An 11,751-nucleotide genomic window follows, 5' to 3' on the forward strand; every position below is an offset into this window, starting at 1 on the left:
GCTACACCCCGGCTCGGCGTCCGGCCCCAATGTGCCGGACCCACCCGGCCGCCAGTGTGGTCCCCATGATGAACTCGATGCTCCGACGTCATCTGCTCTCGGTCGCCCGCGGCCTGGTTCTGTTCGGTGTGGCCGTCGCCGCGCTCGTGCTGAGCGTGCTCGGCATCGTGGCCGCGACGCTCGTGGTGCCGTACCCGCTGGCGGCCAGGGCCGTCCGCGGGCTGAGCAACCTGAGCCGCCGGCTCGCCCACGACTGGTCCGCGGTGGCGATCGAGGTTCCGCCGCCGATCGACGTCCCGGAACCTCGGCGACGCGAGGACGGCTGGTACGTCCACGACAACCAGCTCTACAAACACCGCACGATGCCGGCGTTCCTGCTGCGGATACAGGCGCTGTCCAAGGATCAGTACTTCGGCCGCGAGTGGGGCTGGATGTTCACCGACATCGTCGCCGGTGGGCTCGTCGCCGCGCTGCCAACGGCTCTCGTGGTGGTCGGCGCGCTGGCCGTCGCCGGCGTGTTCGGATTCCCCGGCGCGGTCGCGGTCGCCGTCGGGGTGGCCTCGATCCTGCTGGGCGTCGCGGTGGCTCCGCTCGCGGTACGCCTCAATGCCCTGTGGACGCGAACGATGCTGCAACCGTCCGACCGGTCGTGGTGGCACCGGTCCGGCATCGGGCCCTGGGTCGGCAGGCGGTCGGCGGCTACCTGGCACTCCGCCGGGCTGGTCGGCCTGTCGTTCGCGGCGTTCGGCGCGGCGCTGCTGACCGTCGCGGCCATCGTGGTGTCGTTCGGCGGCCTGCTGCCGCTCGTCTCTCCGCTATCCCGGCAGTTGGTGGGGCTGTACCGCACGTACGCTCGCAAGTGGACAGACGAGGAGTTGCCCACCCCGTACCTCCCCGCTCCCCCGCCGCCGCTGCGCGGCTCGGACGGTTCGTACCAGGTCGGTCGGGTCCTGTACGCCGAGCGGGCGGCGGCCATCCGGGCGGCGCGGCACGGCGGTGTCCTGCGCGACCCGGCGACCTGGCGTGACTTGTTGTGGAGTGCCGGCGCACCGCTGTTCGCGGTACCCGGCCTGATCCCCGCCACCCTGGTCAGCGTCGGCTTCTTCGGCCTGGTGTGGCAGGCCCTGTGGTGGGCGCCCTGGGGCGTACCGATCGGTCTGTTCACCGGGTACTGGGTCAGCCCGTTCTACCTGTGGCAGGGTGCCGGCCTCCTGGCGCCGAACCTCGCCGCGGTCCCGGACTGGGTCAGCGTGTTCATCGGTCTGGCGGTCAGTGGCGTCGGCCTGCTGCTGGCGATCCCGGTCCTCCGGATGCGCGAGTGGTGGGACCGGCTCCTGCTCACCCCGACCCGGTCGGCCCGGCTGGCGCAGCGGGTGGTGGATCTGACCGAGAGCCGCGCTCACGCCGCCGACGCTCAGGCCGCCGAACTGCGTCGCATCGAACGCGACCTGCATGACGGGGCGCAGGCCCGCCTGGTCTCGGTCGGGCTGAGCCTGGCCGCCATCGAAGCGCTGATGGAGACCGACCCGGCGCGGGCTCGGGCCCTGCTGGCCCAGGCCCGGGAATCCTCGGCCACCGCGCTGACCGAACTGCGCAGCCTGGTCCGCGGCATCCACCCGCCGGTACTGGCCGAGCGCGGGCTCGGCGAAGCGGTGCGCGCGGTCGCCCTCGACACGCCGCTGCCGGTCGCCGTCGCGGTGGACCTGCCCGGCCGCGTCGAATCGCCGGTCGAAACGGCCGCCTACTTCGGCGTGTGCGAGGCTCTCGCCAACGCGGCCCGGCACGCGGACGCGACCCGGGTCGATGTCGACATCCGGTACCACGACGGGCTGCTCACCGTCACCGTGACCGACGACGGTCGCGGTGGCGCCGAACCGACCACCGGCAGCGGGCTGGATGGCGTGCGGCGGCGCCTCGCTACATTCGACGGGGTGCTGGACATCGCCAGCCCGCCCGGCGGCCCGACCGTAGTCACGATGGAGGTTCCATGCGCGTTGTCCTCGCCGAAGACCTCCACATCCTGAGGGATGGTCTGGTCATATTGCTGGAGGCGCACGGATTCTCCATCGCCGCCGCGGTCGACAACGGACCCGACCTGCGCCGGGCGTTGGCCGAGCACCGTCCCGACGTGGCGGTGGTCGACGTCCGGCTCCCCCCGACCTTCACCGACGAGGGCCTGCAAGCCGCCCTGCGGGCCCGCCAGGACATCCCCGGGCTGCCGGTGCTCGTGCTGTCCCAACACGTCGAGCAGCTCTACGCCCGGGAACTGCTGGCCGACGGGGCCGGTGCGATCGGCTACCTGCTCAAGGACCGGGTGCTCAACGCGGAGCAGTTCATCGACGCGGTACGGCGGGTGGCGGCCGGCGGCACCGCCATGGACCCGGAGGTCATCGCGAAACTGCTCACCGCCGGTACCCGCAACGCACCGCTGGCCCGGCTCACCCCACGGGAACGCGAGGTTCTCGAGCTGATGGCCCAGGGTCGGTCCAACGCGTTCATCGGGCAGCGCCTGTTCCTGAGCGAGAGCGCGGTCGGCAAGCACACCGCGAGCATCTTCGCCAAGCTCGACCTCCCGCCGTCCGACGACGACAACCGCCGGGTACTGGCCGTCCTGGCCTACCTCAACGACTCCCGCGAACCTCCGCCCCGCCGCTGAGGGCCGCCGACGGCGCGGCTGGGCGGGGATCGACGGGCCGGGAATCGACCGGCCGGGGGATCGACCGGCAGTGGTCCGCTCGCGACCGGTTATCCGCGGCGTCGCGGAGCCGTGTCCGGACCCGCACAAGATCGATGAACAGTTGTGCGGGCCGAGGACGGATTCCCGGGATTCCATCCCGGCGCGGAGACCAGCCGACGATGGAGGTTCGGATGAGCCGGCAACAGCGAGACGCACTGGACGCCATGCTGCGCGGCGCCCCGTACAACCCCGGCGAGACGGTCGACGAGCAGCGCGCCGGCTTCGCTGCGCGGCAGACCCTGCCGGTACCCGCCGATGTCGCCGTCGTCGACCGTACCCTCGGCGACCGGCCCGCGCTCGAGATCCGGGTCACCGGCGCGGCCAGTACCGGTACCCTGCTCTTCCTGCACGGCGGCGGATACGTCCTCGGGTCGCCGCGGACCCATGCCGGGCTCACCGCGGAACTCGCCCGCCGTACCGGTACCACCGCGGTTTCGCTCGATTACCGCCTCGCACCCGAGCACCCGTTCCCGGCCGCGGTCGAGGACGCGCTCGCCGCCTACCGCGCCCTGCTCGACAGCGGAGTACGCGCGGAGAACCTCGTCCTGGCCGGAGACTCGGCCGGCGGCGGTCTGGTGATAGCCACCCTGCTCAGTGCCCGGGAAGCGGGCCTGCCACAGCCGGCCGGCGCGGCCGTCTTCTCGCCCTGGGTCGACCTCACCCTCTCCGGGACCAGCATGCGGACCAAACAGGGCGCCGACCCCATCTTCACGGTCGACCGGCTCAGTGCCTACGCGGACCAGTACCTCGGTGACCGCGACCGGTCGGCCAGCCCGGCCAGTCCGTTGTTCGCCGACCTCGGGGGCCTGCCGCCGCTGCTCGTTCAGGTCGGCTCGCACGAACTTCTGCTGGACGACGCGGTCCGCCTCGCGGCTTGCGCGGGCGCCGGTGACGTCAACGTCACGCTGGAGGTGTGGGCCGGGGTGCCACACGTGTTCCAGACTCACTTCGCGACCCTGGAGGAAGCGGTCGCGGCCCTCGACCGGGCCGGCCAGTTCCTCTCCGATCACCTGGGCGCAGCCGAGCCGTGACGGCTACAACGTTCGGAGACTCGCGAATCCGGTGCGACCCGCCGCCGCCCGGCACACGTTCAAGTCTCGACACCCGGTGAAGGAGCGGCGGATGCAGGCGAGCGTTGAGCAGGAGTACGTGGACTGCGTAGGGTGGCTGGGTCGGCGGCGTGGCGAGACCGGCGGCATGGCCGTCGGCAAGGACGATCGTCGACAATGTGGGGCGCACACCTTGTGACGTCCGGCCGGCGCCGTTCAGTGTCGTGATCGACCGAGTGACCGGACCGGCACGCGCAACGACGGGAGGCACGCATGCAGCCGGGCTGGTACCAGGATCCCTCGGGCCGCTTTCCGCTGCGGTGGCATGACGGCGCACAGTGGACACCACAGGTGATGGACGGCTGGCAGCGGCCGTCCGTCGACCCGGTACCCACGCCGGCGCCGTGGCCGCCCCCCGTCGCGGCGCCACCCCCTGCCGCATCGGCGCCCCCTGCTACGGCGCCACCCCCTGCCGGGGCGCCGTCGATGGCCGCGGCGAGGCAGGCGTCTGCCCCGCCGCAATCCCCCGAAGCCCCGCCGCAATCCCCCGAAGCCCCGCCTCAATCCCCGGAGGCCCCGCCGACAATCCCGCAAGCCCCGCCGGCACCTACGCAAGCCCCGCCGCAGGCGAACCCGCAAGCCTCGCCGCCGCAGGCTCCGCCGTCCTTCCCGCAAGCCCCGCCGCCGACATTCACGCAGACCCCGCCGACGTTCACGCAGCCGCGGCCGGCATTCACGCCGCCGCCGCAGGCCCCGCCGTCCTTCACGCAGCCGCCGCCGGCATTCGCGCAGACCCCGCCGCAGGCTCCGCCGTCCTTCACCCAGCCGCCGCCCACATTCACGCAACCCCCGCCGCCGGTCACGCCGTCATTTCCGCAAGCCACGCCACAGACCCCGCCGTCGTTCGCGGAGGCGGTCAGGTCCGGTTTCGCGCCGCCCCCGGGTTCGTCGAAGTTCCCGCCCGCCGGGCGCTACACCCTGGTCGCGGTGGCCGCGGTGCTGATGCTGCTCGGCTTGTTCGCCCTGCCGTGGATCGACGTCGACAACGGCCACGGTACGACCAGCAGCAGGTACACCGATATCGCCAAAGGAGTTACCCGGTCCCACGGCGCGACCCTGAACTGGTGGCAGCATCTGTATCTCGGTTGGTTCGCCGTGGTCCTGGCCTTCGCCACGTTGATCGCCGTGACCGCGACCATCTTCGTGACCACCAGCCGGCAGCAGCCGGTACCGGCGTGGAGTTGGATCCCCTGCCTGGCATCGTTCGCTCTGATGTTCGCGCATATCGCGGCACTGCCCGACATTCCCGCGGTCAGCGGTGCGTCGTTCAGCCTGCTCGGTACCGGCAGCGTCTTTCTGGGCTACCTCCTGCTCGCGTGCGCCTGCCCCGTCTTGGAGCGCAAGCGGGCGGCGGCGGATCCCGCGCGGCCGGCGTAGGCCGGGCACCTCGAGACGGCTACCGCAGTGCCGCGATGAGCCGGCTGGACAGGAGCGGGGTCAGCAGACGGATGTAGCTGGCCGCCACGTGGCTGTTGTCGCGGTAGACGAGCGCGTTGCCGATGATGGGCGGACAGACCGTGTCGGTGCAGAACCACGGCACCGGATCGATGAGCGGGATCGACGCGGTCCGCGCGGCCGCTTCGGTCGCCGCCCGGCGACCCGCGTAGAGCGCCGTGCTGAGCGGCAGCGAACAGGTCTGCACGTCCTTGGTGTACTGCGCGACGCACTCCGGCACGTTGCCGCGGCCCGGGTCCGGCGTGTCCTGCATGATGGCCAGCCGCGCGCCCAACCGCTGGATCCGGGTGGCCGTGTCCATCAGCGCCGTGGTCCACAGTTGGTCGGAGTCCCCGGCTATCGTGTGGTTGTCCCGATCGACCGGTGGGAGGCCGTAGGTACGAGTGGACATCAGCACCATGGCCGGCTTCAGCGAGGTGATGACCCGCATCGCGTCGTCGCGCCAGCTCGCGCACTCGGTGAAGGCGCGCTGCGTGTTCAGCTTCGTGGTCAGCGCGTCGGCCGGCGTACACCCGCTCTTCGTCAACACCACGAGCCGCCAGTGCTGCTGCTTCGCCACCGCGTCGACGGCGTCGAACCATTGCTCCGTGTGCGAGTCGCCGAACAGCACGAGCGTGGTGGAGGAGTCCTTGTCGCCGTAACGATCGCAGCCCGCCGCCATCGCGTCGGCCGTCGACGTGTCGTCCAGGGAGGCGAGGCAACCGGTGTCCGAGGGAACGTCGCCGCTGGCGGCCGTCACCGCCGGTACCAGATTGACGGGCATCGCACTGGTACGGGCGCTGGTCCTGATCAGCGCGCTCAACCGATCCGCGGCCTCACTGCTGGGGCTGTCTGCCACGACGGCGGTCGTGTCGTTCGCGTGGCCCGAACCCGACAAGTGCATCGGCAGGATCCCGAAGAAGCCCGCCGCACCGACGCTCAGGGTGCTCAGCGAGGCGCCGAGGACCAGGCCGCGCCACGGCCGGCGGCGCAGCGACGGGCGGAACCGGATCGGGTTCTCCAGCAGCCGCATGGACAGCCAGGCCGGCAGCAGAGCCGCGAACGCCAGGCCGAGGCCGAGCCACACGCCCAGCGCGTGCCCGACGATCGACTGTCCGACGATCAGCACCGGCCAGTGCCACAGGTACCAGCTGTAGGACAGCCGGCCGAACATCTGCAGCGGCGCGGTGCCCAGCACGGCCGGGACGCCCCTGGCCGGCCCGCACCCACCGGCGATCACCAACGCCGCTCCGCCGACCGGCAGCACCGCGGCGTACCCGGGAAACACCGTCGCGTCGGTGTAGACGAACGCCGCCACCAGTACGGCGGCCAGTCCCGCCCAGGTCGCCAACTCGGCGGCGACGCGCGGCAGCCGGGCCAGCCTCGGCGCGGCGAGCGCCACCAGCGCACCGGCGGCCAACTCCCAGGCCCGAGCCTGGATGCCGAAGTACGCCCACGGCGCGGAGCGCTGGGTCTGCCACACGCACAGCACCAGCGATCCCGCGCCGAGTACGGCGAGGGTGATGGCGGCGGCGCGGCGGCTCGGGCGCCGGCGCAACCACACCCCCGAGGCCACGACGAGTAGCAGCGGCCAGATGAGGTAGAACTGCTCCTCGACCGCGAGCGACCAGAAGTGCTGCAGCGGCGAGGGGGCGCGGGTCGCCGACAGGTAGTCGGTGCCCTGCATGGCCAGGCGCACGTTGATGCCGTAGACGGCGGCGGCGATCCCGTCTTTCGCCACCGCCTTCGTCACCAGCGGCGACATCCACAGCCAGGACGCGGCGACGGTAGCGATCACCACCAGCGCCGAGGCGGGCAGCAGGCGGATCATCCGCCGGCCGTAGAACCCGGCGAACGAGATCCTGCCGCGGGTGTCGAGCTCTCGGTACAGGTTCGTGGTGATCAGGAAGCCCGAGATGACGAAGAAGATGTCGACGCCGACGTACCCGCCGCCGACCACGAGCGCCCCGGCGTGGTAGACGACCACGGCGAGCACCGCGATGGCGCGCAGTCCCTCGATGTCGGGGCGGAACCCGGAGTGGCGTCGGTCAGACCGGCCGGACTGCCCCAAACCCGGCTCGGCGAGGTCGCCGCGAGAACGCGGGGGGCGGAGGGCAGCGGTGGTGGCGGAGGTGGCGACAGCGGTCGGACCGGATCCGACGACGGCCCCCGGCGAGTGCTCGCTCATCTGAGCTTGTCCACGAAAACCGACCCTCTCCTGGCTGGCACCAGCACGCGGTGATCCAAGTCGCGAGGGTAGTCGGCCCAGGTGACGGCCGGCCCGGCGGTACCGGCGACCGCCCGATCTGCCGGTCCAGCGGGCGCTGGTTCTTACGGCCCGACGCCGAGGCCCGGGTCTGGGGATCAGCCAGCGGACGTCCCAGTCCTCACCGTCTTCAGTCCGAATCGGCCTCGAACGCGCGGACAGGCGAGTCTCGGCCTATCGGCCAAGCATTCGGCGGGCTGCTTGGATGATCGGATCGCAACCGGGGGCCGAGCTGCCAAATCACGGTCTCGTGCGAGACCTTCTCTCAACCGGAAACTAGAGTCACCGATACAGATGGACGCAAGCCGATCTGATGGTTTCCGGCACCGAAGGAGCCGCGATCGTATCCAGAATGCCGTGATGATGTCCACGATCCGTCGTCAGGACTATCCACCGCTCCCTGATCCCCAAGCGCCCTGACGGGATACGAGGCGTCGTCCGTCGCCGCGAGCGAGGTATGACCGTGTCCGAAGACGACCTGTACATAGAGATCTGCGAGGCAGTCCGCGAGCAGCTGCGGGAGTTGGTACCGACCGAGCGCTACGCGATTGTGGATGATCTCCAACGTTCCCTTGCCGCCAACGGCCGGCCCATTCGGCTGCCCGGCACGAAGACCAGGTTCTACTGCTGCTGGCTAGGACCCTACGCATTCTTCTACCGGGAGCTGACCCGCAAGGAACTCGATGAGGTCGACGAGGACTTCGGATATTTCGTAGTCGCGATGAAACAGGGTCCGAAATGGTTCATGGGCCAACTCGGTGGCTAGAAACAATCTGCACCTTCAGCGGTACCGTCGCCTCGGGTGGATTGACGACATAGGCGAACACGGCCACGCCAGCGACGCCGACCACGGCCGCCCAGGCCATTCGCAGTCTCAACGCCTTGAACAGCCGCAGCACGTAGTAGTAGTTGGCCGCCTGCACCACGTCTCGAGCGGCCTTACGCAGCCTGTCGGATCGCTCGGACGCCTCCTGATGCGCTGTGCTGGCAGGGTCCGCACTCCACATCACCTCGTGGGACTCGTGGAGCTTGCGATGCAGTTCGGCGAGCGTCGGGGCGAGGTATCCAAACAGTTCGTGGCGCGAGCTCATCAAGCGCTTCTCGACGGTACGCAGGTCAGCCAGGGCACGGACGCGCTTGGCTCGGGGCCCGGGCAGTCCGCTCGCGTCGTCCGTGAAGTCTGCCAAGGTCAGCCACTCCTGCGCCAAGACGGTCGACGCCGCCTTGATCACATAACCCACCGCCGCCAGTGCGGTCAGGGCTGCGCCGAGCCCCACGTACAGGCGCCATGAATCGATCGACAGCTGCCCGATCCCGGTCAGCTGCAACCCGGCGACCAACAGGGCGCCAACCGCCGCAGCTGCCGCGAGCAGCCACTTCGCCGCCGATCGCAGTGCGTCTAGCTGGGAGGCGTATCCGCCACCCGCGGCCGCTTCGTCCGAGGACCTCTGGATCATGAGGCACCACCACCTGTGTTCACGACTGTACACGGTGTTGACAACAGTCGTCAACGGCGTAGAGTGGGCGTCGCACAGGTAGGGCGGCCCCTCTGCCGGCCCACGCGAGAGGAGGCAGCCATGCGTCGAGTGAGCATTCGCGATCTTTCCGCGGACATCATCCGAAGCTCTGCCAGTGACAACGAAGTGCTCGGCGTGGCCAGCAAGGGAACGCTTGTCGGCGTGCTGGTTCCGTTGACGCACGAGATGCTTCAGCGGCTGAGCGCGAACGATGCCGATGAACTGGCGGTGAACGCGGAAGAAGCGGACGCCGAGGCCGCGGGGACTCGAACGAACCTGCGGGAACTCCTGGAAGACACGGATCCGGCGAGTGGCCGACCCAGCAACTTCTCGCGGGTCAGCATTCGTGAGATCAGCGGCGCCAGGCTGGAGCGGGCGTCCGCGGACAGCAAACCACTCGTCGTCACCAGTGACCGGGTCGCCGTCGCGGTGTTCCTCCCCGTGGTCACCGGCTGGGTGGATCGCCTCGTCGAGGAGAGCGTGTCGCGGTTCCTCAGCGGCCAGGTGACCAACAGCCTCAACAACCCGGTGGCCCGCGCAAATACCGAGACCGCCGTTCGCGGCCAGTTGATCCGGTCATCCAGCCGTCGGTTCACCAGCCAACGAGTCATCGGCATCCGGATCGTGGGCGACGCACACGGTCATCGTGAGCGGATAGTCGGGGTGGTGACCGACGGCCTCGCTCAAATCAAGATCCATGGGATCGTGTTGCCGCTGGAGCGCCTTGACGAGACCTACGTCTTCGAACAGATTCTGAACCTGATCGGCCTACTCTCGGAACGCCTCGATGACACCGAAAACCTCATCGGTATCGGCATCGAGATCGGCGGCCATGTCAGTCAGGGCAGAGTGGTGCACTCCAACAACATCCACTGGGATCAGTTCCCGCTCGCCGACCAGCTCTCCGACATCGTCGGGGTTCCGGTCGTCCTGGAGAATGATGCCAACGCGCTCGCCATCCACGAGCGATACTCGCAGGGCATCAGCGCTGACAACTTCGCCGTCGTGCTGCTCACTCATCTCGGCATCGGCTGTGGGCTGGTCGTCGACGGCTCTCTGCATCGGGGCAGCCGGGGCATGGCCGCAGAGCTCGGGCACATCCCCATCGGGACTCTCGCCTCTGCCACCGGCACCACCGGCTCGGCCGATCACCCATGCAGGTGCGGCAACCCCATGTGCCTGGAGGGGATCGCCACTCCACGCGCGATCGAACTCGCGCTGCAGCTGAAGGAGTTCCCGGGCAGCTACGAGGATGCTCTCAAGGCCAGCCAGGATCCGGTAGTGCGCGAAGTCTTCGGCGCAGCCGGCTCGGCGTTCGGCACAGGCATCGCCACCGTGCTCAACCTTCTGAATCCGGAGGCGATCGTGCTCTACGGCCCGTTGGACATAGTCGGAGCTCCACGACAATTCCACATCGACAACTTCGACACGATAGCGGACGCCAAGGCGGTGACCGGGGTCGACCGGATCTACACCGGCGCGATGAGGGACAGCATCCGGGCACATGTCTTTTCGAACGCAGAGCAGGAGTGCCAATTCATCGTTCGGATCAGATCTGACGAGCAGGGCGCGAAGGCCGCCGCCGCGTGCGTGATCCGGGCGATTCGCGACCGATCGGCGGCCGGACGGGCGGGCTCGATCACCCCGTATGCCGAGCAACTCCGGTGACCACCGGGTCTGTGGTCACCGCGACCCGTAAGGCGATCGGGTTCGACATAGGCGGCACAAAGATCTCCTGCGGAGTCATCACCGACAAAGGGGATCCGGTAGAGACGCTGCTCCCGATGCACACGCCGACTGACCCCACCGGGACCCTCGATGCCCTTCGCACCGCCATCCAGGAGTTGCGCGGCCGGCATCCGGAGGTGTCAGCGATCGGAGTGGGCGCTGCCGGCTTGATCGAGTGGCCCGGAGGCCACATCAGGTGGGCACCGAACAACAGCTATCACGACATGCCGCTGCGGAGGCTACTCGAAGACTCCTGCGAGCTGCCGACAGTCGTCGACAACGATGCCAATGTCGCCGCATGGGCGGAGCAGGTGCTCAGTTCCGCGCCGAACTACATGCTGTTTCTGACGGTGGGTACGGGAGTCGGTGGCGGTCTCGTGCTCGGCGGGGAACTGTATCGCGGCAAGAGCGGGATCGGCGGCGAGGTCGGGCACCTGATCGTCGACCCCCGTGGAAACATCCGCTGCGGCTGTGGCAACCTCGGGTGCCTCGAAGCAGTGGCGTCGGGCACAGCGCTCGGCCGCTACGGTCGCGAAGCGGCAACCGCGGATCCCGGTGGGACACTCGCGACCCTTGCCGGCGACCCAGCCAAGGTGAATGGAGAAACGGTCTTCGCCGCGGCACTTGCTGGCGACCTCGCCTCGCGAGCAATCCTCAGACGCGCCGGAGACTGGTTGGGCATTGGCATCGCGTCGCTGGTCAACGTGCTCGATCTGGAGCGGATTGTGATCGGCGGCGGAGTAGCCGCCGCCGGAGACCTTCTCCTCGACTCCGCGCGCGCCAGTCTGGAACGCTACCTGTTCGCCCGCGCGCACCGGCGGATCCCGGAGGTGGTCGCGGCTGCGCAGGGCGCCGATGCGGGTTGGATGGGAGCCGGCCTTTTGGCCCTCAACGAGAATGCGGGCATGCCCTCCCCGGTCTGACGTGAGAGGGCATGCCAGCCAGTCCCGAGTGAAACCG

The 11,751-nt window shown here is 69.6% G+C and carries 10 protein-coding genes; 8 read left to right on the plus strand and 2 right to left on the minus strand.

The annotated features are described in order from the left end of the window. The first annotated feature begins 77 nt into the window (after positions 1 to 77). From Raf01_RS36815 to Raf01_RS50085, 5 genes are all read left to right on the plus strand, one after another. Positions 78 to 2,024 (plus strand): sensor histidine kinase, encoded by a 1,947-nt coding sequence (locus tag Raf01_RS36815; RefSeq protein ID WP_203922735.1) that lies wholly within the window; start codon positions 78 to 80, stop codon positions 2,022 to 2,024. Beyond that, positions 1,988 to 2,656, plus strand: coding sequence for a response regulator transcription factor (locus tag Raf01_RS36820; protein ID WP_203922736.1), 669 nt, complete (start codon positions 1,988 to 1,990; stop codon positions 2,654 to 2,656). The genes Raf01_RS36815 and Raf01_RS36820 overlap by 37 nt, the downstream gene beginning before the upstream one ends. A gap of 212 nt (positions 2,657 to 2,868) precedes the next feature. Next, complete coding sequence (locus Raf01_RS36825) at positions 2,869 to 3,768, plus strand: alpha/beta hydrolase (RefSeq protein WP_203922737.1); 900 nt, start codon at positions 2,869 to 2,871, stop codon at positions 3,766 to 3,768. Between the two features lie 91 nt (positions 3,769 to 3,859). Continuing rightward, complete coding sequence (locus Raf01_RS50690) at positions 3,860 to 3,985, plus strand: hypothetical protein (protein WP_275413131.1); 126 nt, start codon at positions 3,860 to 3,862, stop codon at positions 3,983 to 3,985. 788 nt (positions 3,986 to 4,773) lie between these two features. Next, entirely contained in the window at positions 4,774 to 5,223 is a 450-nt protein-coding gene (locus Raf01_RS50085; RefSeq protein ID WP_239134266.1) for a hypothetical protein, read from the plus strand. Between the two features lie 19 nt (positions 5,224 to 5,242). Here the strand turns inward: Raf01_RS50085 and Raf01_RS36835 are convergent, their stop codons facing one another. Beyond that, positions 5,243 to 7,468, minus strand: a complete 2,226-nt coding sequence (locus tag Raf01_RS36835) for an acyltransferase family protein (RefSeq protein WP_203922739.1) — start codon at positions 7,466 to 7,468, stop codon at positions 5,243 to 5,245. A 541-nt stretch (positions 7,469 to 8,009) separates the two neighbouring features. Here Raf01_RS36835 and Raf01_RS36840 point away from each other — a divergent pair. Further along, on the plus strand, positions 8,010 to 8,312 hold the full coding sequence (locus Raf01_RS36840; RefSeq protein WP_203922740.1) for a hypothetical protein: 303 nt from the start codon (positions 8,010 to 8,012) through the stop codon (positions 8,310 to 8,312). On the opposite strand, the gene Raf01_RS36845 is transcribed toward Raf01_RS36840, so the two are convergent. Then, positions 8,290 to 9,003, minus strand: coding sequence for a hypothetical protein (locus Raf01_RS36845; protein ID WP_203922741.1), 714 nt, complete (start codon positions 9,001 to 9,003; stop codon positions 8,290 to 8,292). The genes Raf01_RS36840 and Raf01_RS36845 overlap by 23 nt on opposite strands. Positions 9,004 to 9,123: 120 nt before the next feature. Between Raf01_RS36845 and Raf01_RS36850 the strand changes: the two genes are divergently transcribed. Together Raf01_RS36850 and Raf01_RS36855 are read left to right on the plus strand one after the other, a co-directional pair. Beyond that, the gene (locus tag Raf01_RS36850; RefSeq protein ID WP_203922742.1) at positions 9,124 to 10,731 is read left to right on the plus strand and encodes an ROK family protein; all 1,608 of its coding nucleotides are present in this window, start codon (positions 9,124 to 9,126) and stop codon (positions 10,729 to 10,731) included. An 11-nt stretch (positions 10,732 to 10,742) separates the two neighbouring features. After that, positions 10,743 to 11,714 (plus strand): ROK family protein, encoded by a 972-nt coding sequence (locus Raf01_RS36855; protein WP_203922743.1) that lies wholly within the window; start codon positions 10,743 to 10,745, stop codon positions 11,712 to 11,714. The last annotated feature ends 37 nt before the right edge of the window (positions 11,715 to 11,751 follow it).

This window comes from Rugosimonospora africana (genome assembly GCF_016862975.1).
Taxonomy (GTDB): Bacteria; Actinomycetota; Actinomycetes; order Mycobacteriales; family Micromonosporaceae; genus Rugosimonospora; species Rugosimonospora africana.